This is a genomic window from Stenotrophomonas sp. Ste96 (assembly GCF_024519495.1).
GTDB classification, from domain to species: Bacteria; Pseudomonadota; Gammaproteobacteria; order Xanthomonadales; family Xanthomonadaceae; genus Stenotrophomonas; species Stenotrophomonas bentonitica_A.
Genome location: NZ_JALJRX010000002.1, coordinates 278136 through 303007, shown reverse-complemented (window position 1 = coordinate 303007; position 24872 = coordinate 278136). Strand labels below are relative to the sequence as shown.

The 24872-nt window shown below is 66.5% G+C and carries 21 protein-coding genes; 10 read left to right on the top strand and 11 right to left on the bottom strand.

Annotation, left to right across the window (positions count from 1 at the left end; genetic code table 11):
* Positions 1-8: 8 nt before the first annotated feature.
* The 5 genes from lapB to cmk all read right to left on the bottom strand — a co-directional run bounded on the left by lapB (position 9) and on the right by cmk (position 4535).
* Positions 9-1187, bottom strand: a complete 1179-nt coding sequence (gene lapB, locus OC373_RS08185; RefSeq protein ID WP_019183096.1) for a lipopolysaccharide assembly protein LapB — start codon at positions 1185-1187, stop codon at positions 9-11.
* A gap of 6 nt (positions 1188-1193) precedes the next feature.
* Positions 1194-1478: a LapA family protein gene (locus OC373_RS08180; RefSeq protein ID WP_019183097.1), complete on the bottom strand. Its 285-nt coding sequence runs from the start codon at positions 1476-1478 to the stop codon at positions 1194-1196.
* A 103-nt stretch (positions 1479-1581) separates the two neighbouring features.
* Positions 1582-1887: an integration host factor subunit beta gene (locus tag OC373_RS08175; RefSeq protein WP_019183098.1), complete on the bottom strand. Its 306-nt coding sequence runs from the start codon at positions 1885-1887 to the stop codon at positions 1582-1584.
* Positions 1888-1974: 87 nt separating this feature from the next.
* Positions 1975-3660 (bottom strand): 30S ribosomal protein S1, encoded by a 1686-nt coding sequence (gene rpsA, locus OC373_RS08170; protein ID WP_019183099.1) that lies wholly within the window; start codon positions 3658-3660, stop codon positions 1975-1977.
* A 194-nt stretch (positions 3661-3854) separates the two neighbouring features.
* A complete protein-coding gene (gene cmk / locus OC373_RS08165) occupies positions 3855-4535 on the bottom strand; it encodes a (d)CMP kinase (protein ID WP_046273768.1) in 681 nt (226 codons plus the stop codon).
* Between the two features lie 194 nt (positions 4536-4729).
* On the opposite strand from cmk, the gene ykgO reads away from it, so the two are divergent.
* The 6 genes from ykgO (at position 4730) to OC373_RS08135 (ending at position 9435) form a co-directional block, all read left to right on the top strand.
* On the top strand, positions 4730-4855 hold the full coding sequence (gene ykgO, locus OC373_RS08160) for a type B 50S ribosomal protein L36 (RefSeq protein ID WP_017355593.1): 126 nt from the start codon (positions 4730-4732) through the stop codon (positions 4853-4855).
* Between the two features lie 179 nt (positions 4856-5034).
* Positions 5035-5361: a hypothetical protein gene (locus OC373_RS08155; RefSeq protein WP_261997441.1), complete on the top strand. Its 327-nt coding sequence runs from the start codon at positions 5035-5037 to the stop codon at positions 5359-5361.
* A 46-nt stretch (positions 5362-5407) separates the two neighbouring features.
* Positions 5408-6442 (top strand): agmatine deiminase family protein, encoded by a 1035-nt coding sequence (locus OC373_RS08150; protein ID WP_261997440.1) that lies wholly within the window; start codon positions 5408-5410, stop codon positions 6440-6442.
* Between the two features lie 330 nt (positions 6443-6772).
* Positions 6773-7660 carry a carbon-nitrogen hydrolase gene (locus tag OC373_RS08145; RefSeq protein WP_261997439.1) on the top strand — a complete coding sequence of 296 codons (888 nt, stop codon included), beginning with the start codon at positions 6773-6775 and terminating at the stop codon, positions 7658-7660.
* A gap of 19 nt (positions 7661-7679) precedes the next feature.
* Complete coding sequence (locus OC373_RS08140) at positions 7680-8210, top strand: GNAT family N-acetyltransferase (RefSeq protein ID WP_019183104.1); 531 nt, start codon at positions 7680-7682, stop codon at positions 8208-8210.
* A 4-nt stretch (positions 8211-8214) separates the two neighbouring features.
* Positions 8215-9435 carry a TraB/GumN family protein gene (locus OC373_RS08135; protein ID WP_152663773.1) on the top strand — a complete coding sequence of 407 codons (1221 nt, stop codon included), beginning with the start codon at positions 8215-8217 and terminating at the stop codon, positions 9433-9435.
* Positions 9436-9621: 186 nt separating this feature from the next.
* Here OC373_RS08135 and OC373_RS08130 read toward each other — a convergent pair whose 3' ends face one another.
* The 3 genes from OC373_RS08130 to OC373_RS08120 are packed head-to-tail and all read right to left on the bottom strand — an operon-like array spanning position 9622 to position 17365.
* Positions 9622-12717, bottom strand: coding sequence for an efflux RND transporter permease subunit (locus OC373_RS08130; protein WP_261997438.1), 3096 nt, complete (start codon positions 12715-12717; stop codon positions 9622-9624).
* A complete protein-coding gene (locus OC373_RS08125; RefSeq protein WP_261997437.1) occupies positions 12714-16223 on the bottom strand; it encodes an efflux RND transporter permease subunit in 3510 nt (1169 codons plus the stop codon). Before OC373_RS08125 ends, OC373_RS08130 begins: the two co-directional genes overlap by 4 nt.
* Entirely contained in the window at positions 16220-17365 is a 1146-nt protein-coding gene (locus tag OC373_RS08120; protein WP_261997436.1) for an efflux RND transporter periplasmic adaptor subunit, read from the bottom strand. The genes OC373_RS08125 and OC373_RS08120 overlap by 4 nt, the downstream gene beginning before the upstream one ends.
* Before the next feature lie 205 nt (positions 17366-17570).
* Here OC373_RS08120 and OC373_RS08115 point away from each other — a divergent pair, with 205 nt between their 5' ends.
* Positions 17571-17963: a c-type cytochrome gene (locus OC373_RS08115; RefSeq protein WP_019183109.1), complete on the top strand. Its 393-nt coding sequence runs from the start codon at positions 17571-17573 to the stop codon at positions 17961-17963.
* A gap of 8 nt (positions 17964-17971) precedes the next feature.
* Complete coding sequence (locus OC373_RS08110; protein ID WP_019183110.1) at positions 17972-18433, top strand: cytochrome c; 462 nt, start codon at positions 17972-17974, stop codon at positions 18431-18433.
* A gap of 278 nt (positions 18434-18711) precedes the next feature.
* Here OC373_RS08110 and OC373_RS08105 read toward each other — a convergent pair whose 3' ends face one another.
* Positions 18712-20595: an ATP-binding cassette domain-containing protein gene (locus tag OC373_RS08105; RefSeq protein ID WP_070473161.1), complete on the bottom strand. Its 1884-nt coding sequence runs from the start codon at positions 20593-20595 to the stop codon at positions 18712-18714.
* A 36-nt stretch (positions 20596-20631) separates the two neighbouring features.
* Positions 20632-21528, bottom strand: coding sequence for a LysR family transcriptional regulator (locus tag OC373_RS08100; RefSeq protein ID WP_070427586.1), 897 nt, complete (start codon positions 21526-21528; stop codon positions 20632-20634).
* A 104-nt stretch (positions 21529-21632) separates the two neighbouring features.
* Here OC373_RS08100 and OC373_RS08095 point away from each other — a divergent pair, with 104 nt between their 5' ends.
* Both OC373_RS08095 and dbpA read left to right on the top strand, forming a co-directional pair.
* Positions 21633-22709, top strand: coding sequence for a YeiH family protein (locus OC373_RS08095; RefSeq protein ID WP_261997435.1), 1077 nt, complete (start codon positions 21633-21635; stop codon positions 22707-22709).
* Between the two features lie 33 nt (positions 22710-22742).
* Positions 22743-24125, top strand: a complete 1383-nt coding sequence (dbpA, locus tag OC373_RS08090; RefSeq protein ID WP_019183114.1) for an ATP-dependent RNA helicase DbpA — start codon at positions 22743-22745, stop codon at positions 24123-24125.
* 104 nt (positions 24126-24229) lie between these two features.
* On the opposite strand, the gene OC373_RS08085 is transcribed toward dbpA, so the two are convergent.
* Positions 24230-24766: an adenine phosphoribosyltransferase gene (locus tag OC373_RS08085; protein ID WP_261997434.1), complete on the bottom strand. Its 537-nt coding sequence runs from the start codon at positions 24764-24766 to the stop codon at positions 24230-24232.
* Between the last annotated feature and the right edge of the window lie 106 nt (positions 24767-24872).

Below are 24872 nucleotides of genomic sequence, written 5' to 3'. Positions count from 1 at the left end.
ATCATGGTTCAGAGCACCGCGTAGTTGAGCAGCGGCTTGACGGTGCCCCATTCCTTGCAGCTCGGGCACTGCCAGTGATGCGTGCGCGCGCCGAAGCCACAGCGGGTGCAGCGGTAGGCCGGGTTGCGGACCAGCAACTGGTCGGTGATGTGCTTGAGATCGTGCAGGGTGGCGGTGGAATCCGCGCCCTCGGCCAGGGTCAGGTCGATCAGCGCCGACTCGCCACGCACCGAGGGGCGGTCCTTGAGCTGGCGGCCGAGATAGGCGCGCGCGGGGGCGACACCCTCCTGCTCTTCCATCAGCTGGGTCAGCGCCAGCACCGGGGCGATGCCGCGATAGTGCTCGGTCATCTCCGACAGGAACGCACGGGCACCACCGAGGTCACCGACCTTGCGGTAGTTCTGCATCAGCGCCTGCAGCACTTCGGGCAGATACTCCGGATCATTGCGGGCGGCACGCTCGAAGGCGCGCACGGCGGCTTCGGCATTGCCCGCATCGTTCTCCAGGCGCCCTTCGATGATGCCGGCACGGACCGACATCGCATCGGCCTGGTAGGCGCGTGCGATCGCAGCGCGCGCTTCGTCGATCTTGCCGGCACCACGGTAGCGCTCGGCCAGTTCGCATTCGAACTGCCCGATCAGCTTGCCCATCGGCTCGCCGGTGACTTCTTCGAAACGGCTGGCGTTGTCGATCGCCTTTTCCCAGTCGCGTTCGGCCTGGTAGATGCCGATCAGGTGCTTGAGTGCCTGTGGGGCGCGCTGGTCGATCTGGGCCAGTTCGGTGAACACCGTTTCAGCACGATCGAGCAGGCCGGACTTCATGTAGTCCTCGCCCAGGGCCAGCAAGGCTTGCACGCGCTGCTGATCGCTGAGATCGGCGCGGTTCACCAGGCCCTGGTGCAGGCGGATCGCACGATCGACCTCGCCACGGCGGCGGAACAGATGGCCCAGCGCGACCTGGGTCTCGAAGGTTTCCTTGTCCAGCTCGGCGATGTGCAGGAACAGCTCGATCGCCTTGTCCGGCTGCTCGTTGAGCAGATAGTTCAGGCCGCGGAAGTACGTGCTGGACAGATGGCTGACCTGATTGTCGCCATGGCGCTGACCGCCACGACGCCCGATCACCCAGCCCGACAACGCGGCCAGGGGCAGGAACAGGAAAAACCAGAACCACTCGGAGACAAATTCCATCGGCGCTCAGCGTCCGTCGAATGTAGAAGAAGAAGGGGGTGCCACGACCACGGCAGGCGCGGCCTTCTGCGCACGGCGCAGTTTGGCGTACAGCGGGATCACCATGCTGGCGAGCACGAGGCCGCCGCCGATGAGGGCACCGGACAGCAGGGCGATGATGATCGCCACGCCGGTGGTGGAATTGATCTGGGTAAAGCCCAGGCTGATGATGATCGGCTGCGAGTTGAGCGCACCGATGATGAGACCCACCACCAGAACCGCCAGCAGGATCAGCAGACGTACGACGTTCATGCAGCAGCTCCAGTTCCGTAGGGCTCAAGAGTAGCGGACTAACACTCCGCTCTACCAGCCGACTCCATGGAAATCATGCATCCGCCCCGTGGCGGATGACCCGTCAGGCAGGATCGCTTTCCAGCGGCACCACGGCGCTGACGCGCTCACGCAGTTCCTTGCCCGGCTTGAAGTGCGGGACATGCTTGCCCGGCAATGCGACCGATTCCCCGGTCTTGGGATTGCGCCCCAGCCGTGCCGGCCGGTAGTGCAACGAAAAACTGCCGAACCCGCGGATCTCGATGCGATCCCCGCCGGCCAGCGCCCCACCCATCATTTCCAGCAACGACTTCACCGCCAGATCGACATCGTCCGACTTCAAATGCGCCTGTCGGCGCGCCAGGATTTCGATCAGCTCGGATTTGGTCATTACGGGCTCTTGGGGAGGAACTCAGACCCTGAAACGGCCCGGACTGATGTCCGGGCCGTCCAGGAAACTACGACAGCGACAGACCGATTACTCGGACTTGTTGCCGTTCAGCTGTGCACGCAGCAGCGCGCCGAGCTGGGTGGTGCCGCTGGAAGCCGAAGAGGACTGGTATTCCTCCAGCACTTCGCGCATTTCCGCGTCGTCCTTGGCCTTGATCGACAGCTGCAGGGTACGACCCTTGCGATCCATGCCCACGAACTTGGCTTCCACCTTGTCGCCGACCTTCAGGAACTGGGTCGCGTCGTCCACGCGCTCGTTCGCAACATCGCGAGCGGCCACGTAGCCTTCGATGCCGTCAGCCAGTTCGATGGTAGCGCCCTTGGCGTCCACTTCCTTGACCACGCCTTCGACCTTGGAACCCTTCGGGTTGGCAGCCATGTACTGGCCGAACGGATCCTGCTCCAGCTGCTTGACGCCCAGGCTGATGCGCTCGCGCTCCGGATCGACGGCCAGGACGACGGCGTCCAGGTTGTCGCCCTTCTTGAAGTTGCGGACCACGTCTTCGCCGGTGGTGTTCCAGCTGATGTCGGACAGGTGCACCAGGCCATCGATACCGCCGTCCAGGCCGATGAAGATGCCGAAGTCGGTGATCGACTTGATCTGGCCCGACACCTTGTCGCCCTTCTTGTGGATGGCAGCGAAGGTTTCCCACGGATTGGCGGCAACCTGCTTCATGCCCAGCGAGATGCGGCGACGCTCCTCGTCGACGTCCAGGACCATGACTTCAACTTCGTCACCGACCTGCACAACCTTGGACGGGTTGACGTTCTTGTTGGTCCAATCCATTTCGGACACGTGCACCAGACCTTCGACGCCCGGCTCGATCTCGACGAATGCGCCGTAATCGGTGACGTTGGAGACCTTGCCGAAGACGCGGCTGTTGGCCGGGTAACGACGGGCGATGTTGTCCCACGGATCCTCGCCCAGCTGCTTCAGACCCAGCGAAACGCGGTTGCGCTCGCGGTCGAACTTCAGCACGCGCACGTCCAGCTCGTCGCCGACGTTCACGACTTCGGACGGATGGCGCACGCGCTTCCAGGCCATGTCGGTGATGTGCAGCAGGCCGTCGATACCGCCCAGGTCCACGAACGCGCCGTAATCGGTCAGGTTCTTGACGACACCCTTCAGGATCGCGCCTTCCTGCAGCTTGTCCATCAGCTGCTCGCGCTCTTCCGAATGCTCGCTTTCGACGACTGCACGACGGGACACAACGACGTTGTTACGCTTGCGGTCCAGCTTGATGAGCTTGAATTCCAGCTCCTTGCCTTCCAGGTAGGCCGGGTCGCGCACGGGGCGCACATCCACCAGCGAACCGGGCAGGAACGCGCGGACATCCTTGATGTCCACGGTGAAACCACCCTTGACCTTGCCGCTGATGCGGCCGGTGATGGTTTCGTTCTTTTCCAACGCTTCTTCCAGCTCGTCCCACACCATCGCGCGCTTGGCTTTCTCACGCGACAGAACGGTTTCACCGAAGCCGTTCTCGATGGAATCGAGGGCAACCTTGACGACGTCGCCTTCAGCGACATCGATCTCGCCAGCGTCGTTACGGAACTGTTCGATCGGCACGATGCCTTCGGACTTCAGGCCGGCGTTGATCACCACGACATCGCCGCGGACTTCAACAACGACACCGCTGACGATCGAGCCCGGCTTCAGCTTGGCCAGATTGGCCTGACTGGCTTCGAACAGCTCTGCAAATGATTCGGTCATTAGATTTACTCTGTTGGACACATGGGCATTGGCCCCCGAAGGGAACCGCTTGATGCCCGCCTGTTGGTCGACCCCGGTAACGCAGGTCGTGTGTTAAGTAGGAAAACCGCCACGCATCATTGCGGGACGGAGCTTTTGTTGCCTTGCGATGGTGCGACACCGTCGATGGACTGACGGCCCTCCTTTACAACGGATCAGGCACCCGAAACCGGAAGCAGATCCAATACCTTGGCAACGACGGCGTCGATGCCAATACCACTGGTGTCGATGACGACGGCATCGTCTGCCGGCTTCAGGGGCGCCACTGTGCGCTGTGCATCACGGGCGTCGCGGGCCATGATCTCGCGCAGGAGGTCGTCAAAGTTAACCGAAACACCCTTGTCTTTCAACTGCTTATGCCGCCGCTCGGCCCGTTCTTCGGCGCTGGCGGTCAAAAACACCTTGAATGGGGCGTCCGGGAAGATGACCGTGCCCATGTCCCGACCGTCGGCCACCAGCCCCGGCTCCATCCTGAATGCGCGCTGGCGCTCTTTCAGCGCCGCCCGGACCTCCGGGATGGCCGCGATGGCCGAGGCCAGGGCGCCGGTGGTCTCCAGGCGCAGCTCGTCGGTGGCGTCGGTCTCGTTGACCAGCACCCGCAGCCCGCCGTCGGCCGATTCCACGAAGCGCACGTGGGTGTCGAAGGTGCAGCGGACCAGCGCCGAGGCGTCGGAGGTGTCGATATCAGCCCAGCTGGCGGCCACGCCCACCGCCCGGTACAGGGCGCCCGAATCCAGGTAATGCCAGCCCAACCGGCGTGCGACAATGCGGCTGACAGTCCCTTTGCCGGCCCCCGAGGGACCGTCGATGGTGAGCACGGAAGGAAGCTGATTCATGGGTTTCCCTGTAAAATTGACCGCCCATTCTAGCCCCTGCCCGGGGCCTCCCGAGACCTTTTTGGTGCAACCACTTGAAAGGATGGAAAAAAGCCCGGTAGAATGGCGGGCTTGAACGGGCGTCACCTGCCGATTGTCATCTGCATATCGCGGCCGCGCTCCAACCGAATCCAACGTTTACGCCGAGGTATGCAATGAAAGTCCTTTCTTCCCTGAAGTCGGCCAAGTCCCGTCACCGCGACTGCAAGGTCGTCCGTCGCCGTGGCAAGATCTTCGTGATCTGCAAGTCGAACCCGCGTTTCAAGGCTCGCCAGCGCTGAGCCGGCTGGCCTCACGGCCGCCACCGGTCCCTCACCGGGCCGGGTGATGAACAAAAAGCCGCCTCCGGGCGGCTTTTTGCTGCCATTTTTGTTGTAATCGCCGGGTAGCCACGGCCGCCGGTGTCAGACCTGTCGCCGCGGGACCTTCCACCTTCTTGACCACTGGGGAGTAGATCGAGATGAAGCGTTACCTGACCACCCTGCCGTTGCTGGCCCTGCTGGCCATCTCCAGCGCCCACGCCGACACCCTGCTGATCGACCGCAGCCGTGAAAAGCCCGCCATCGCCCTGCCCGTCCGCGGCCAGAGCATGCAGCAGGTCCAGGCGCAATTCGGCGACCCGGGCGAGCGCCTGGAACCGCGCGGCGGACAGAAGCGCCAGTGGCCGACGATCAACCGTTGGGTCTACCCGCAGTTCACCGTCTATTTCGAGAAGCAGAAGGTGATCGACGTGGTCGCCAACCGCGCCGACGCCAACGAGATCGGGCCGAAACCGCCGATCCGCTGACCCCTTTCCCTTTGCCCGCCAGCCGGCGGGCCATCGCATCGAGATCATGAACGACACGCTCCGCTTTCCGGCCGAATGGGAATCCCAGTCCGCCATCCTGATCGCCTGGCCCCACGCCGACACCGACTGGGCCGACCGCCTGGGTGACGTCGAGGACACCTACATCGCGCTCGTCGCGGCCATCACCCGCTTCCAGCCGGTGGTGATCATCGTTGCCGACGACGACCTGGAGGCGTACGCCGATGCGCGCCTGCGCTCGAACCGGATCGATACCGACCGCGTGCGGTTCGTCACCGCCCAGTACGACGACACCTGGCTGCGCGATTCCGGCCCGATCACGCTCAAGCGCGCCGATGGCGGCTTCCGCCTGCTGGACTTCCGCTTCACCGGCTGGGGCGGCAAGTTCGACGCCAGCCTGGATGACCAGCTGGTCGGCGTGCTGCATGCCGCGGGCCTGTTCAACAATGCCGAGCTGCAGAGCATTCCGTTCGCCCTGGAAGGCGGCGGCATCGAGACCGACGGCGCCGGCACCCTGCTGACCACCTGGCAGTGCCTGCACGAGCGTCATCCCGAGCGCAGCCGCGAATCGCTCAGCGCCGACCTGGCCACCTGGCTGGCCCAGGAGCGTGTGCTGTGGCTGGACCATGGCTATCTGGAAGGCGACGACACCGACGCCCACATCGATACCCTGGCGCGCTTCGCCTCGACCGACAGCATCGTCTACCAGGCCTGCGATGACGCCAGCGATTCGCACTACGTCGAACTGCAGGCGATGGGCGCTGAACTGGCGGCGCTGCGTACCGCCGACGGCCAGCCGTATCGCCTGTTCCCGCTGCCGTGGGCGCAGCCGGTGATCGATGAAGGTCGCCGCCTGGCGGCGTCCTACGCGAACTATCTGATCCTCAATGGCGCGGTGTTGATGCCGGCCTACGGGGATGTTGCCGACGAGGCCGCGCGTGCGGTGCTGGCCCAGGCCTATCCGGACCGCGAGATCGTGCCGGTGCCGTGCCGCTCGCTGATCTGGCAGAACGGCAGCCTGCACTGCATCACGATGCAGCTGCCGGCGGGGTTGCTGGCTTAAGCGCCACGACCAACGGTCGTGGGCTACCGCTGTTTGCCAGACCACCGACGCACGGTCGAAGGGATGGCGGGTGTGGAGGTGCGGGACCGTCAGGGCGCCATGGATGGCGCCCACGAGCCCCCAGGGAAGGGTTTGCGGCGCGGTCCCGCACCTCCGCACCCGCCAGCCCAGCCGCCGCAGCCACGCGCTTGGGCTTGTCTCGATACTGCTGCGGAGCCGGCCAGCGGCCGGCACTACCCGACGCGTGGGTGTCAGCCATTTAGCAGCCAGCACGCTGCGTGCACCCATCCGCGATAAACTGCGTTTTTCCCCTTGCAGGACCGTCTCCGGATGAGCTCACGCCACACCCTTTCCGTCGCCCTGATCCAGGAGCGCAACCACGGCGATGCCGAGGCCAATCTGGCCGTCATCGAAGCGCGCGTGGCTGAAGCGGCCGCGCAGGGTGCCAAGCTGATCCTGCTGCAGGAACTGCACAACGGTGCCTATTTCTGCCAGCACGAGTCGGTCGATGAATTCGATCTGGCCGAGCCGATTCCGGGCCCGAGCACCGAGCGCCTGGGCGCGCTGGCCAGGAAGCACGGCGTGGTGATCGTCGGCTCGCTGTTCGAGCGCCGCGCGGCCGGGCTGTATCACAACACCGCCGTGGTCTTTGAAAAAGACGGCACGCTGCTGGGCAAGTACCGCAAGATGCACATCCCGGATGATCCGGGCTTCTACGAGAAGTTCTACTTCACCCCGGGCGATCTGGGCTTCACCCCGATCGACACGTCGGTGGGTCGCCTGGGCGTGCTCGTGTGCTGGGACCAGTGGTATCCGGAAGCGGCGCGCCTGATGGCGCTGGCCGGTGCCGAGCTGCTGCTCTACCCCACCGCGATCGGCTGGGACCCGGATGATCAGCTCGACGAACAGGGCCGCCAGCGCGATGCGTGGGTGCTCAGTCACCGCGGCCATGCCGTGGCCAACGGCGTGCCGGTGCTGAGCTGCAACCGCGTCGGCCATGAAGCGTCGCCGCTGGGCGCGTCGGGCATCCAGTTCTGGGGCAACAGCCATGTGCTCGGCCCGCAGGGTGAGTTCATCGCCGAAGCCGGTGGCGAGCCGACCGTACTGGTCTGCGATGTGGACCTGCAGCGCAGCGAACACGTCCGCCGCATCTGGCCGTTCCTGCGTGATCGCCGCATCGATGCCTACGGCGATCTGCTCAAGCGCTACATCGACTGACCGACCAGGACACCCCACCGTGACCGTGCAGCTGCGCGACGCCACCGATGCCGATATCGCGGCCATCACCGCGATCTATGCGGTGGAAGTGACCGATTTCGTCAACACCTACGAGTACGAGATTCCGGAGGCGGCGGAAATGCGCCGCCGGATGCAGGACATCGTCGGCCGCGGTTTTCCCTACATCGTGGCCGAGGTCGATGGCCAGGTGGCCGGTTATGCCTACGCCAATACCTACCGCGGCCGGATCGCCTACCAGTGGACCGTGGAGAACTCGGTCTACGTGGATGCGGCCTTCCAGGGCCGCGGTGTCGGCACCGCGCTGATGCAGGGCCTGATCGATGCCTGCGTCGCACGCGGTTACCGGCAGATGGTGGCCGTGATCGGCGAGCCGACCAACACCGCCTCCATCAAACTGCACGAGCGTTTCGGTTTCCATACCGTCGGCGTTTTCCGCGGCCTCGGCCGCAAGCATGGCCGCTGGCTGGATACCGTCCAGATGCAGCGCGCGCTCGGCGATGGTGCCGACAGCGCCCCTTCGAATGAATGATGCAATGACAGATACCCTGATCGAGGCCGGCGACACCCTGTTCGCCGGTCAACCCGTGCGCGTGGTCGAGCGCGATGGCGTGCGCTACACCCTGCTGGGCACCGCGCACGTCTCGCAGGCCAGCGTGGAAGCGGTGGAACGTGCGATCGAAAGTGGCCGCTTCGATGCGGTCGCGGTCGAACTGGACGCGCAGCGCCTGCAGGCCCTGACCAACCCGGACGCCCTGGCCAAGCTGGACCTGGTCGAGGTGATCCGCAAGGGGCGCGTCGCCCTGTTCGCGGCCAACCTCGCCCTGGCCGCCTACCAGCGCCGCCTGGCCGAGCAGCTGGAGATCGAGCCCGGTGCCGAACTCAAGCGCGCGGTAGTGATGGCCAACGAACGCAACCTGCCGGTGCACCTGATCGACCGCGAGGTCGGCCTGACCTTCAAGCGCGCCTCGCAGCGGCTGGGCTTCTTCGGCAAGATCAAGCTGGTGATGGGCCTGGGCGCCGGCCTGTTCGCCTCCGAGGAAGTCGGCGAAGACGAGATCGAGAAGCTCAAGCAGGGCGACATGCTCGAAGCAAGCTTCGGTGAGTTCGCCAGCGAGAGCCCGGCCCTGTACGAAACCATCATCGGCGAGCGCGACCGCTACATGGCCACGCGCCTGCGCGAAGTGCATGACCCGGCCCAGCGCGAAGTGCTGGCGGTGGTCGGCGCCGGTCATCTGGCCGGTCTGGCCAAGTACCTGGAAACCGACACCGATGCGCCGGGCCCGCTGCGCGAGTCGCTGGAAGACGTGCCGAAGAAGCGAAACATTCCGTGGATCACGCTGGCGATCCTGGCCATCGTGCTGACCGGCATCGGCGTGGGCTTCTACCGTGGTGGCCTGGGGGTCGGCAGTGAACTGCTGGCGGTCTGGGCGATGTATACCGGCGGCCTGGCCGGCCTGGGCTGCCTGTTGGCCGGCAGCCACCCGTTGAGCATCCTGACCGCGATCGTGGTGGCACCGTTCAAGCCGTTCCGCCTGAGCATCCCGACCGGCGCGTTCTCGGCCCTGGTGGAAGCGCGCCTGCGCAAGCCGGCCTACGAGGATTTCCTGAAGCTGCGCGACGACGCGCAGAGCGTCAAGGGCTGGTACCGCAACCGCGTGACCCGCGTGGTGCTGACCTTCATGCTGACCAACCTGGGCAGCATGCTCGGGTTGTGGCTGACCGGGTTCCAGGTGTGGGGCAAAGTCGCGGGGTGATTCCCGCGCTGGCTGTGAATCGAAAGGCCACGCACTGCGTGGCCTTTTTTGTGCACGAATGGGGAACCGCAGGTAGTGCCGGGCTCCGTACCAGGGCGATGACCGCCGTTTCCATTCGTAGATGGACGCCATACGTGGGTGCGTTCCGAAAAAAAGGAGGCCCGCCCAACGGGCCTCCATGCACCCTCAAACCGATTCTGCGCCGGGCTCGACCACCGGGGCCTCGACGCCGCGGCCACGCGCGCGCCGGATGATCCGCGACACCGCCGTGCTCATGTCATCAAGCATCGCGTAGATGGTCGGCAGGAACAGCAGGCTGACCACCGTGGAGAACGCCAGGCCGCCGGCGATGGCGCGGGCCATCGGGTAGTACGGCGGGCCGTTGCCGAGCAGCTGGGTGTCGGTCATGGAGATCGGAATCATCGCCAGGATCGCGGTTCCCATCGTCATCATGATCGGGCGCAGGCGCTCGCGCGAGCCTTCCACCAGCGCCTGGGTCCGGCCCATCCCGCGGCGGCGCAGGTTGTTGATGTGCTCGATCATCACGATCCCGTTGTTCACCACCACGCCCATCAACACCAGGATGCCGATGAAGGACATGATCCCGAACGAGGTGCCGGTGATCCAGAACAGCCAGAACACCCCGAAGATCGAGAACAGCACGCCGCTCATGATCGCCGCCGGGAACAGCAACGACTCGAACACGGCTGCCATCACCACGTAGATCATCACCAGCGCGATCACCAGATTGAACATCATCTGCGCCATCGCTTCGTTGTCATCGCCGTAGTCGCCGCCGTCGAAGCTGAAGGTGTAGCCGGCCGGGAAGCTCATCGGCTTGAGCGTTTCCTCCATCGCCTTGCGCCCATCCGGCACGGTGACCTTCTCAGCCAGGTTGGCCTTGATGGTCAACGTGGTCTGCCGGTTGGTGCGGCCGATCTGCGTGGCCGACGGCTTGATCGCCACATCCACCAGGCTCAGCAGCGGCACGGAGCGACCGTCGCCGGTACGCACCGTATAGCTGGCCAGGTCTTCCGGGCTGCTCTGCTCGGCACCGGCAAAGCGCACCCAGACCGGCACTTCACTGTCACCGCGGCGGAACTCGCGCAGCGGCGCGCCCCGCAGGGCCAGGCCGACGAAGCTGGCCACCTGCTCGGCATTGAAGCCGAACGCGGCCGCGCGCTCGCGGTCAACGTGGATGGACAACTCACTGCCCTTCTCGCCGTTGTCGATGCGCACGTCACGCAGCTCCTTGCGCTGGGCCAGCAACGGCACCACTTCCTCGCCGATCTCCTGCAGCATCTTGGTCGAGTCACCCACCAGCTGCACCTGCACCTGGTTGTTGCCGCCGCCACCGCCGTCGCCGGAGTTGCCGACCACGTAATCGGCACGCGCCGAACGCGGCAGGCCCTTGCGCAGGGCTTCCTGCACGGCCGGCATGTTCTTGGCGTGCTCGGTATCGAAGGTCACGATCGTGCTGCTGCCTTCCTGCTCGCTGTACCAAGAGTACACCTGGGTGATGTGCAGCTGCTCGCGGTGATCGTCCAGATAGCGTTCGACGCGGGCCACTTCCTCGGACATCTGGCCGAACGTGTAGGCGCCCTTCCAGTTGTAGCCGATGAACACCTCGTGGCCACCCTCGCCACCGAACATGTCGATCTTGGTCAGCTTCATCGGCACCAGGCTGATCAGGATCACCATCACGATGCCGAACACACTCCAGCCACGGTGTTCCAGCGTCCACTGCAGCAAGGTGGCGTAGCGGCGCTGCAGGCGGGCGATCACGCCACTGTCCGAATGCACCAGCTTGGGGGTCTGCATGCGCGCGGACAGCATCGGGATCAGGCTCACCGCGACCAGCCAGGAGGCCAGCAGCGAGACCGAGATCGTGATCGCGATCTGCGACATGAAGATGCTGATGTTGTTGGTCTCACCGAACAGGTTCGGCACGAACACGATGCAGTGGCACAGGGTGCCGGCGCTCAGCGCGATGGCCACGTTGCGGGTACCGATGATCGAGGCCAGCCGCGGCTGGTCCGGCATCCGTTCGCGTTCCTGGTAGATGCTCTCCACCACCACCACGGCGTTGTCCACCAGCATGCCGACCGCCAGCAGCAGACCCATCATGGTCAGGATGTTGAGGGTGACACCGGCGAAGTACATGAAGCCCAGGGTGATCACGAAACAGATCGGGATCGCCAGGGTCACCATCAGCGTGGAGGGCCAGTGGCGCAGGAAGAAGAACAGCACCGTGATCGACAGCAGCAGCCCCACCGCGCCGGCTTCGGCCAGCTCCAGCAGCGAGGACGTCACCATCTTGCCCTGGTTGTCGATGACCTTGATCTGCACATCGCGCATGGAGGGCTGCTTGCGGATCGCCTCGACCTCGGCCAGGGCCGCGCGCGAAACCTCCACCAGGTTGGCGCTGCGCTCCTTGAAGATATCCAGGCCCACGGCCGGGTTGCCATCCAGGCGACGGCCATAGTTCATGCGGGTGGGCTTGAGCCGGATCTCGGCGATGTCACCCAGGCGCAGGCCCTTGTTGTCGATGACCAGGTCGCGCAGTTCCTGCAGGTCGGTGATTTCACCCACCGGCTGGATGCGCACGCGCTGGCCGTTGTCGTCGATCTGTCCGGCCGAGATCGAGAAGTTCAGCGTGCGCAGGCGGTCACTGAGCTCGTTGATGCTCAGGTTATGCGCGGTCAGCCGGTCCGGGCTGATCGCGATCTCGACCTCGTTCGGCGGAGCGCCGGAGATGTTGACCCGCGCCACGCCGGGGATGCGTTCGATCCGCCGCTTGAACTCGCGGTCGAGCATGTCGTAGGCGCCGGTCAGGTCGGTGGCACTGGCCAGGCGCACCTTCAACACCGGATCATCGCTGCTGGACCACTTGAACACGTTGTAACGCTGCAGGTCGTCCGGCAGATCGCTGCGGATCGCATCGATGCGCTCACGGGCATCAGAGGCCGCGATGGCGATGTCGCGGTCCCAGTCGGTGAACTCGATGAAGATGCTGGCACCTTCGGACGTGGCCGAGGAGCGCATGCGCTTGATCCCGGTCATCGTCGCCAGCGCTTCTTCGGTGGGCCGGATGATGTTGCGCTCCACCTCCTCCGGGGTGGAGCCGGTATACGGCACCTGCACGAACAGGAACGGCGCGGAGATGTCCGGCAGCGCTTCCAGCGGCAGCCGGAACGAGGCGATCAGGCCCACCACCGCCAACGACACGAAACACATGATCGTGGTGATGGGCCGTCGGATAGAGAACTCGGCAATGCTCATGCCGGCTCCTGTGCAGTGCCATGGCCGGCGTCGGCCAGCGGCGACTTGAGGTGGCGGCCGCGCTCGCGGTAGTAGGCATCGCCGCGACGGTCGAGCAGGTCGTACACCACCGGGATCACCACCAGCGTCAGCAGGGTGGAGACCAGCAGCCCGCCGATCACGGTGATCGCCATCGGCGCGCGCACTTCGGCGCCCTCGCCCATCGCCACCGCCAGCGGCAGGAAGCCGAACAGCGTGCACAGCGTGGTCATGATGATCGGCCGCAGGCGCGAACGCGCCCCTTCCACCAGTGCCTCACGCTTGGGCACGCCCGCCTCGCGCAGCTGGTTGACCTTGTCGATCAGGATGATCGCGTTCTTGGTCACCAGGCCCACCAGCAGGATCAGGCCGATGAACACCACCACCGAGATCGGCTTGCCGGTCAGCATCAGGGCCAGGATCGCGCCGACCAGCGCCAGCGGAATGGTGAACAGGATGACGAACGGATGCAGCAGAGACTCGAACTGCGAGGCCATCACCAGGTACACCAGGAAGATGGCCAGGCCGAAGGCGAAGATCAGCGAGCGTGCCGAGTCGGCCAGCTCCTCACCCTGCCCGCCGATGTGCATGCCGACACCGGCCCCCAACGGCTGCTTGGCCACCATGTCCTGCACTTCGCGCACGGCGCCGCCCAGGTCGATATCGCGCAGGTTGGCCGACACCACCGCCACGCGGGTCTGGTCGGCGCGATGGATCTCGCTCGGGCCGTTGGTGGCGACCACCTCGGCCACCGAATCCAGCGTCACCGGCCGGTTGCTGCCCGGATTGACGATCAGGCGGCGGATGCTGTCCACGCTGGCCCGGTCACCTTCCTGGGCCCGCACCAGGACGTCGATCTTGCGGTCACGGAAGCTGTAGCGCGTGGCCACGTCGCCGCGCACCTTCTTGACCACCACATCGGCGATCTGCCGCGTGGTCAGGCCCAAGGCACCGGCGCGCTCCTGGTCGAAGCGGATCTGGATCTCCGGGAAGCCCTCTTCCACCGTGGATTTGACGTCGGCGTAGTGCGGGTTGTTGCGCAGCATCGCGGCCAGCGCCTTGCCGGCCGTTTCCAGCGTGGCCATGTCCTGACCACGCAGTTCCACTTCCAGCGGGGTGGAGAAGCTGAACAGCGCCGGGCGGGCGAAATCGACCTGCACGCCAGGGTGCTGCTGCATCGATTCGCGCAGCCGCTCGGTGATCGCCGCCTCGGTGCGCGCGCTGCCGCCCCCGGCCATCACCACGGTCAGCTTGCCGATGTTCTCGCCGCTTTCGGTCGGGCTGGCATCCAGGCGGGTGCCGCTGCCACTGACGCCGTACAACGAGGCGATGCTGTCGTCCTTGGCGTGGGCCAGCTGCATCTCACGGACCAGCGCATCGGTCTGCTTCAGCGGCGTGCCGGCGGGCAGCTTGGCGGTCATTTCGAAGCGGTCCTGGGCCAACTGCGGGATGAGATCCGCACCCAGCATCGGCACCAGCGCCATCGTGCCGACGAAGGCCAGCGCGGCCAGGCCCAGCACCTTGCCCGGGTGGTGCAGCGCGCCCGGCAGCAGCTTGAGGTAACCGCGCTCGGCACCGGCGTAGGGCTTCATCGCCACATCGCTCGCCTTGCGCATCACCGGCCCGACCACGGCCACCAGGCCGCGCCAGACGCGGATCACCGACCAGGCCATCCCGAAGCAGATCCAGCGCACCAGGGTGCCCACGCCGCGACGGCTGCCGGCGACCGGCTTCAGCCAGCGGCTGTCCGGCTGCCACGGCTGGTGCGCCGGTTCTTCGGGGAAGGCCAGCGGCGGGCGGCCCTTGAGCGAGCTCAGCATCGGGATCAGGGTCATCGACACCAGCAGCGAGATCGCGATCGCGATCGCCACCGTCAGCGCCTGGTCGCGGAACAGCTGGCCGGCGATGCCATCGACGAACACCAGCGGCAGGAACACTGCGATGGTGGTCAGGGTCGAGGCGACCACGGCCATGCTCACTTCACGGGTGCCGGCGATGGCCGCCTGCAGGATGCTCAGGCCACGTTCGCGCGCCTTGGCGATGCTCTCCAGCACCACGATGGAGTCATCCACCACCAGGCCGGTGGCCAGGGCCAGACCGCCCAGCGACATCACGTTCAAGCTCAGGCCGAGCTGGCCCATGAAGAAGAACGTGGTGATGATCGAGACCGGCAGCGACAGGCTGATCACGAACGTGCTCCAGCCGTCGCGCAGGAACAGGAAGATGATCAGGATGGCGAGGATGCCGCCGATCACCGCGTCTTTCTTGACGTCGCTGATGGCGTGTTCGATGAAGCGTGACTGGTCTTCAATCGTGGTCAGTTCGGCATCGCCGGGTACCTGGCCCTTGATCTGCTCCAGGCGCGCGCGCAGCGCTTCGGCGGTCGAGACCGTGTTGGCATCGCCCTCTTTGTAGATCGCCAGCTCGACCGCTTCCTTGCCGCCCAGGCGGATGATCGCTTCGCGTTCCTTGTAGCCCTGGCGCACGGTGGCGACATCCTTCAGCCGCACCGGCACGCCGTTGGCGATGTTGGTGGAACTGCTGCTGGAGGCACTCTGCGCGGCAGAGGCAGCGGCCACGGCGGCATCCGAGCCGGTCGAGGCGGCGATCGCGAACATCTGCTGCATCGCTGCATCGGCAGCGCTGCCGTTGCTGCTCTGCGTGGTCACCAGCAGGTTGCGGATGTCCTCCAGATCGGCGAACTGGTTGACCGTGCGCACCAGGTAGCGCTGCGAGCCTTCCTCCAGGCGGCCGCCGGAGATGTTGATGTTCTCTTCCTTGAGCCGCTTGATGACGTTGTCGATCGGCAGATTGAGCTGGGCCAGCTTCTGCTGGTCGATGTCGACCTGGATTTCATCCTCCAGACCGCCGCCCACCTTCACCGCAGCCACGCCGGTGACCGGCTCCAGCTTCTTCTTCAGGTCTTCATCGGCATAGCGGCGCAGCTCGGTGAGCTGGCGCACGGCCTCGGCATCGCTGGAAGGATCGGTTCTGGCCGAGATCACCAGGCGCATGATCGGCTCGGTGGACGGATTGAAGCGCAGCAGCACCGGAGATTTCGCCTCCAGCGGCAGGTTCAGCGCTTCCATCTTGTCGCGCACCTCCAGGCTGGCCTGGTCCATGTTGGTGCCCCAGGCGAACTCGAGCACGACATCGCTCTGCCCGGTACGCGAGATCGATTTGAGCTTGCGCAGGTTCTTGACCACGCCCACGGCCTCTTCGACCGGCTCGGTGATCAGCGTTTCGATTTCCGCCGGGGCCGCACCGGTGTACTCGGTGCGCACGGTCAGGGTCGGGTAGCTCAGGTCGGGCAGCAGGTTGACCTTGAGATTGCCCAGCGCGATGAAGCCGAACAGCATCAGGGTGACGGTGAACATCGCGATGGTGACGCGGCGGCGGGTGGCGAATTCCACCAGGCCGCCGCCGTGGGCACCGGGGCGATCGCCTTGGTGCGGATCATTGCCGTGGTCGTTGCCGGCCGCTGTCATTGACGGCTCTCCGCCTTGGCCGGTGCCGGCTTGGCAGCAGCGGTGGCGGCCGGCTTGGCGCCGATCACCTGCACCGCGGTGCCGTCGCGCAGGGCAACCTTGCCTGCAGTAACCACCTGATCGCCTGCGGCCAGACCCTCGCGGATCTCCACCCACGGGCCTTCGGCATAGCCGAGCTTGACCGGCACGCGCGCGGCCTTGCCATCGCGAACGCGGAACACCGCCGGCTCACCATCGTCTAGCAGCGCCAGGCGCGGCACGACCAGCGCGTCGGCACGCTGGTCATAGTCGATCCGGATGCGGCCGAACATGCCCGGCTGCAGGCCTTCAGCATCTTCGCCAAAGCCGCTGACCACCCGGAACGTGCCGCTGCCGGCATCGACCACCGGCGAGATGCGGTCCACCGTGCCCGGGAAGGTCTTGCCCGGCAGCGCATCGGCGATCAGCGTCACCGGTTGGCCCGGACGCAGCGTGGCCAGCTCGCGCTCGGGCACGTTGAGCGTGGCTTCCAGGCGCGAGTTGTCGACGATGCGGAAGATCGGCGTGTTGATCTGCACGAAGTTGCCGGTCTTGATCGAGCGCGAGGCGATCACGCCCGAGATCGGCGCGATCACCGTGGTGTAGGACAGTTCCAGCGTGGCCAGCCGGTACTGCGCGCGGACGTTCTCCAGGTCGTACTTGATCTGGTCCACATCCGCGGCGCTGACCATCTGCTGGCCCACCAGTTTCTGGGCGCGCTGGTAGTTGTTCTCCAGCTTGCGCATCTGCGCTTCGCTCTGCGCCACGGCCAGGCGCGCACGGTCCGGATCCAGCCGCACCAGCGGCTGCCCGGCACGCACCTGCTGCCCTTCTTCGACCAGCACCGCCAGCGCGACGCCGGAGGTCTTGGCGACCACCTGCGACTCACCACGCGGCTCCAGTGCGGCCGTACCGGTGTAGCTGGCAGCGACGGCGCGACGGCTGGCCGCGACGGCTTCGACGGGGACCGCATCGACCTTCTTCTCGGCCTTGCCGTCCTTCTCGGCCGCGTTGGCTTCGGCCGGGCCGGCGCCACCGCAGCCGCTCAGCAGCAGGGTGGAGGTGATCAGCAGTGCAGCGGCACAGCGTCCGGTGCGGCCGAGCAGGAATGATTGTCGCGACATCGTCGTGTCCCTAAGGATGCGTGGGCAGGTGTGGTAGCAAAGTAATGCACCACGTCACGACCACACCATATCCCAAAGGTCATGGTGACCTGCGGCGATGGCCTCCCCCGGCCCGGTTTCAGCTAGATGAAATGGCAGGCTATACTCGGCCCAGTTCCGTACCCCACGCCGGAACGACCAGACCCGTTTATCGGAAAAGGACATCATGCGCCCGCAGCCGCTCGCCGCTTGTCTCGTTCTGGCCGTCCTCCTGCCCCTCGGGGCCGCCGCACAGGCCGCAACACCCGCTCCTGCAGTCCCTGCCACCCCCGCTCCGGCTGCCACCGCGCCGGCGCCTGCCGCCGTCACCGGCCGCTTCGACAACGGCCGGGTCCTGGCCTATACGTGCCAGGGGTGCCACGGCATCACCGGGTACAAGAACGCCTACCCCAGCTACAAAGTGCCCAAGATCGGCGGGCAGACCCGTGAGTACCTCAGCCAGGCGCTGACCGAGTACCGCCACGGCAAGCGCAAGCATCCGACGATGCAGGCGCAGTCGATGAGTTTCAGCGAACAGGAGATCGCCGATCTCGCTGTTTACCTGTCCACCGTCAAATAAGCGCGCTCATGTCGAAAGCCACGCCACTCCAGCGTTACGCCATCGCCCTGTCCGTTGCCCTGCTGATGACTGCGTGTTCGCAGTCTCAGGTGGAGAACAGCGCAGATTCCGCCGCCGATCCGGGCCACGCCAGTGGTGAACACGGGTCCGGCTCCTCCGCCGGCCTGCCGGCCGGCCGCATCGCCGCCGGTGAGGCGCGTGCCCAGGTCAAGGGCAAAGCCACCGGCCAGAGCTGCATCGACTGCCACGGCGCCGACGGCAACAAGCCGATCGACCCGACCTACCCGAAGCTGGGTGGGCAGTACGGGGATTACCTGGCGCACAGCCTGCAGGCCTACCGCGCGGGGGATCGCCAGCACGCGCTGATGACCCCGCAGGCGACCGACCTGAGCGACCAGGACATCGCCGACCTGGCCGCGTATTTCGGCTCACGCCCAACCCAGTTGCGGGATCTGCACGGCCTGAAATGACGACGGTAGCGCCGACCGTTGGTCGGCTGCTCTTCCGCCTGGCCCCACGAAGCCCTGCCCGGTAGAGCCGACCGTTGGTCGGCTGCGCTTCGTTCGGGCGCCATGAACCTCTGACGCCAGCCGACCAACGGTCGGCTCTACAGGTGAGGCGACCAACGGTCGGCTCTACAGGTGAGGCGACCAACGGTCGGCGTTACGCGTGCGGCGGACCAGCGGTCGGTGCCATACGTCGCGTACCGTCAAGCCGACCAACGGTCGGCTCTACGTCGATCGCCGGGTCAGGCGTCCAGTTCTTCCCAGCGCGCGTACGCGGCGTCCAGCTCAGCCTGGACCTTGGCAAGCTTCGCGTTGTGCGCGGCCATGTCGGCGGCGCTGCGCTGATAGAACGCCGGGTCGTTCATCGCGGCGGTGAGGCCTTCGACGTCCTTCTCCAGCGTTTCGATCTTCAGCGGCAGCTGTTCCAGCTCGCGCGCGTCCTTGTAGCTCAGCTTGCGCTTGGCCTCGGCCGGCGCGGCAGCGGCAGCCGCCGCAGCAACCGGCTTGGCCGCCACCACGGGCGCAGCGGCGGCCGCGGCGGCCACGCGTGCAGCGTGGCGCTGCCAATCGGTATAGCCGCCCACGTACTCGCCGACCACGCCGTCCCCTTCCATCACCATCGTGGAAGTGACCACGTTGTCCAGGAAGTCACGGTCATGGCTGACCAGCAGCAATGTGCCGGTGTAATCGCTCAGCAGCTCTTCCAGCAGCTCAAGCGTTTCCACGTCCAGGTCGTTGGTCGGTTCATCCATCACCAGCAGGTTGGACGGCTGCGCGAACAGCTTGGCCAGCAGCAGGCGATTGCGCTCGCCACCGGACAGGCGGGTGATCGGTGCGCGGGCGCGCTCGGGCGAGAACAGGAAGTCCTGCAGGTAGGCGTGCACATGCTTGCGCTTGCCGTTGAACTCGATGAAATCGCGGCCTTCGGCCACGTTCTCGATCGCGGTCCAGTCTTCGCGCAGCACGGCACGGTACTGGTCGAAATACGCGATCTGCAGGTTGGTGCCGGCGCGCACTTCGCCGCTCTGCGGCTGCAGGTCGCCCAGCAGCAGCTTGAGCAGCGTGGTCTTGCCGCTGCCGTTCGGTCCGATCAGGCCGATGCGGTCGCCGCGCAGGATCACGGTGCTGAAGTCCTTGACCATCACACGCTCGCCGAAGGCGAACGAGATGTCCTTGACGTCGATGACCTTCTTGCCGGAGTTCTCCGCCTGCGCCGCTTCCATGCGCACGTTGCCGCCGAGTTCGCGGCGCTGCGAGCGATCGTTGCGCATCGCCTTGAGGCGGCGCACACGGCCTTCGTCGCGGGTGCGGCGCGCCTTGATGCCCTGGCGGATCCAGATTTCTTCCTGGGCCAGCAGCTTGTCGAAGCGCGCGTTTTCCTGCGCCTGCGCGTTCATGCGCTCTTCGCGGCGGCGCTCGTAGTTGGCCCAGTCGCCCGGCCAGCTGGTGACCTGGCCGCGGTCGATCTCGACGATGCGGGTGGCCAGTGCACGCAGGAAGCGACGGTCATGGGTGACGAACACCACGCTGCCGTTCCAGTTCTTGAGGAACATTTCGAGCCAGTCGATGGCTTCGATGTCCAGGTGGTTGGTCGGTTCGTCGAGCAGCAGCAGGTCCGGCGAGGACACCAGCGCGCGGCCCAGCAGCACGCGGCGCTTCATGCCGCCGGACAGGCGCGCGAATTCGGCATCGCCGTCCAGGTCGAGCTTGGTCAGGGTTTCGCTGACGCGCTGGTCCAGGCCCCAGCCGTTGGCGGCATCGATCTTGGCCTGCACGGCCGAGAGCGCATCGCCGTCGAAATCCTCGGCCATGCTCAGGTGATGGAACTCGGCCAGCCACTGGCCCAGCTCGCCCAGGCCGTCGGCAACCACATCGAACACGCTGCCGGCGGCACCGTGCGGGACCTCCTGTTCCAGGCGGGTGATGCGCACCCCCTGCTGCACGCGGACTTCGCCGTCATCGGGCTTGTGATCGCCGGACAGCAGTTTGAGCAGGGTCGATTTGCCGGCGCCGTTGCGGCCGATCAGGGCGATACGCTCGCCCGGCTCGATCGACAGTTCGGCTTTTTCCAGCAACAGGGGGCCGCCGACGCTGAAGTCGACGTTTTGCAGAGTAATCAGAGGCATCCGACCATTGTACGGGCTGGCGGTGCGTGGCGTCGCTTACTCCTGACCGAACACGCCCGCAGGCAGCCCCAGCAGCGCCCACAGCGCCGGCGGAACCCGCTTGCCCGGATGGCGGACCACCCACAGCTGGCGCGACATCGGCGGCAGCGGGGTATCGACGATGACCAGCGTACCCAGCGCGATCAGATCGGCTACGGCGTGCCGCGACAGGCATGCCAGGCCGAGCCCGGCGGCCGCCGCCTGTTTGATTGCTTCGGTGCTGCCCAGCTGCATGGCGCGGGCAAAGTGGTGCAGGTGTGGCAGCAGCGCCTGCTCGACCGCCTCGCGGGTGCCCGAGCCCGGCTCGCGCAGGAGCCAGCGGGCCTGCGCCAACGCTGCAATTTCCATGTGCGCCGGCGTGGTCCCGCGCGCCGCCACGATGACCAGGTCGTCGCGTTGCCACGGCAGCACCTGCAGGCCACTTTCGTGGCAGGGCCCTTCGATCAGGCCCAGATCCACCTCCAGGCGCTGGACCGCCGCGACGACGTCGGCGCTGTTGCCGATCCGCAGGTCCACCTGGGCTTGGGGGTTGTCGGCCAGCAGCGTGGCGACGCGGGACGGCAGCAGGTAGTTGCCGATCGTGGTGCTGGCCGCGAGCCGCAGCAGCAGGAGCTGCGCGCCGGACGCGATCTGCCCGACCCCGGCCAGCCGCTCCAGATCGGCCGCGGCAACCAGCAGCGCGCGGGCGGGATCCAGCAGCGCCCGACCCTGCGGGTTGAGGATCAGCCGGCGCCCGATGCGGTCGAACAGCGGGCTGGCCAGCTGGCTTTCCAGTTCATTGAGCGCTGCGCTCGTGGCCGATTGCGACAAGGCCAGCTGCGCCCCTGCCGCGGCCGTGGTGCCGGCGTCGGCGATCGCCACGAAAACCTGCCATTGGCGGAGGGTGAGGTGCATGACACCCATTAACTCACCAAACAGGTCGATATGACAATAACAATGCGTTTTACAGGTTTATGCGCGGGGCGCAGGCTATCGCTGTGAACTGACTGGAGCTACCCGTGAACACCCCTGCTGCCGCCCTGCCCTCACCCACGACCGCCCAGCGCTGGCGTGGCCGCCTCCCCGGGCTGCTGCTGACCGGCGCCGTGGCTGCAGCGGCCATGGGACTGGCGCCGCTGCCGTGGCTGCAGAGGCACGGCATCAGCGCGCTGACCCTGGCCATCGTGCTCGGCATCGCGTTGGGCAACACGCTTTACCCACGGCTGGCGGCTTCGGCCGGTGCCGGCGTTGGCTTTTCCAAGCACTGGCTGCTGCGTGCGGGCATCGTGCTGTACGGCCTGCGCCTGACCTTCCAGGATATCGGCCAGGTCGGTGTCGGCGGGGTGCTGACCGATGCGCTGGTGCTGACCAGTACCTTCGCGCTGGCGTGGTGGGCCGGCACGCGCTGGTTCGGGCTCGACAGGGAGAGCGCCCTGCTGATCGGTGCCGGCAGCTCGATCTGCGGTGCGGCCGCGGTGATGGCGGCCGAGCCGGTGGTGCGCGGGCGCGCAGACCAGGTGACCGTGGCGGTCTCCACCGTGGTGGTGTTCGGCACGCTGGCGATGTTCCTGTATCCGGCGCTGTACCAGCTCAATCTTGCCCACGGGTGGATCCCGATGGACACCCAGGCCTACGGCGTGTTCACGGGCTCGACCGTGCACGAAGTCGCCCAGGTGGTCGCCGCCGGCCGCGCGGTCAGCGAGGGGGCTGCCGACACCGCCGTGATCGCCAAGATGGTGCGGGTGATGATGCTGGCCCCGTTCCTGATCGGGCTGTCGATGCTGCTCGCACGCGGTGGCGTGCCGGGTGCGTGCGGCCAGCGCACGAAGATCGTGGTGCCGTGGTTCGCGTTCGGCTTCGTCGCGGTGGCCGGGCTCAACTCGCTGCAGGTGCTGCCGGCCGCCATCGTCAGCGCAGCGATCGATCTGGACACCGTGCTGCTGGCCATGGCCATGGCCGCGCTTGGCCTGACCACGCATGTGTCGGCCCTGCGCAAGGCCGGTATGAAGCCGCTGCTGCTGGCGCTGCTGCTGTTCGGTTGGCTGCTGGCGGGCGGGCTGGGGATCAACCTGGGCATGCGCGCACTGCTGGGCTGAGGCACGCGGGGCGGACTTCTGCGACACTATCGCATGTCTGAATTCTCCTCCCTGCCGCTGAAACCAGCGCTGCTGCCCGGCATCGATGCCATGGGCTATACCTCGCTCACCCCCGTGCAGGCCCAGAGCCTGCCGGCCATCCTCGAGCGCCGCGATGTCATCGCACAGGCCCCGACCGGCAGCGGCAAGACCGCGGCTTTCGGGCTGGGCCTGCTGCAGGCGCTGGACCCGTCGGTGACCCGCGCCCAGGCGCTGGTGCTGTGCCCGACCCGCGAACTGGCCGATCAGGTCGGCAAGCAGATCCGCAAGCTGGCGACCGGCATTCCGAACCTCAAGCTGCTGGTGCTGACCGGCGGCATGCCGCTGGGCCCGCAGCTGGCCTCGCTGGAAGCGCACGATCCGCAGGTCGTGGTCGGCACCCCCGGGCGCATCCAGGAACTGGGCCGCAAGCGCGTGCTGCACCTGGGCGGCGTCACCACCCTGGTGCTGGATGAAGCCGACCGCATGCTCGACATGGGCTTTGAGGAGCCGATCCGCGAGATCGCCGGGCGCACCAGCAAGGACCGCCAGACGCTGTTGTTCTCGGCAACGTTCCCGGATGAGATCCGCGAGATCGCCCGCGTGCTGCTGCGCGACCCGGTGGAAGTAACCGTGGAAGGCGCCGACCATGCGCCGGCCATCCGCCACCTGTTCTGCGAGACCGAACTGGCACTGAAGCAGAAGGCGCTGGCCGGCCTGCTGCTCAAGTACACGCCCGAATCGGCCGTGGTGTTCTGCAACACCCGCCGCGATGTCGACGATGTCGCCATTTCGCTGCAGCAGTTCGGCTTCTCCGCGCTGCCGCTGCACGGCGAGATGGAACAGCGCGACCGCGACGAAGTGCTGGTGCGCTTCGCCAACCGCAGCTGCAACGTGCTGGTCGCCAGCGACGTGGCCGCGCGCGGGCTGGATGTGCAGGACTTGGCGGCGGTGATCAATTACGAGCTGCCGACCGACATCGAAACGTATGAGCATCGCGTGGGCCGTACCGGCCGCGCCGGTGCGACCGGCCTGGCGATCAGCCTGGTGACGCATCGCGAGCGCAACCGCGCCGATGCGCTCGAAGCCGCACAGGGCAAGCCGCTGGACTGGCAGAAGACGCCGCTGGCCACCGCACGCCCGCCGGTGCTGCCGCAGGCGGCAATGACCACGCTGCGCATCGATGGCGGCAAGACCGACAAGCTGCGTCCTGGCGACATCCTGGGGGCGCTGACCGGCGATGCCGGGCTGGCCGCCAAGTACATCGGCAAGATCGATATCTACGCCACGCGCTCGTATGTCGCCATTGCGCGCGAGCAGGCCGGCCGGGCGATCGCCCAGCTGGAGGCCGGCAAGATCAAGGGCCGCCGGTTCCGCGTACGCAAGATGGATGTCTGAGCGGTAGAGCCGACCGTTGGTCGGCTGCACTTGCGTCGGGGCGTTTGAGGTGCCGGCCAGCGGCCGGCACTACCCGTGCCGGCGCGCCCGCGCGGATTTCCGGCTCAATAGACCAGGTTGGCCAGCAGCGGGACGTCACTCGTCCAGCGCTCGCGGCCGCCAAGCCCGGCCAGTTCCACCAGCACAGCCGCACCGACCACCTCGACCTGCAGCTGGCGGGCCAGCGACAACGCCGCCAGCAGCGTGCCGCCCGTGGCCAGCACATCATCGACCACCAGCACGCGGGCGCCGGCCGACAAGGCATCGGCGTGTACTTCAATGCTGTCGGTCCGGTATTCCAGGGTGTAATCCTGGCGCAGCACCTTGCCCGGCAGCTTGCCCGGCTTGCGCACCGGCACGAAACCCACGCCCAGCACCCGCGCCATGGCCGCGCCGAGGATGAAGCCGCGCGACTCGATCCCCATCACCGCCTGCAGGTTGGCATCGCGCCAGGGCGCGACCATCGCATCGATGGCGGCCGCGAAATCCGGGCCGTCGGCGAGCAGCGGCATGATGTCCTTGAACAGGATGCCCGGCTTGGGGAAATCGGCGATGTCGCGCAGGCGGCCGGCCCAGGCGGGCGTGGCGGAAGACTCGGTCATGGGGTTGGAAACGAACAGGGTGGCATAGGGTAAACGCTTCGGCGCAGGGCTGCCGGTCCCCGGCGCCTGGGCATTGCTGCGTTCCAGCAATGACATCGTCCGCTCA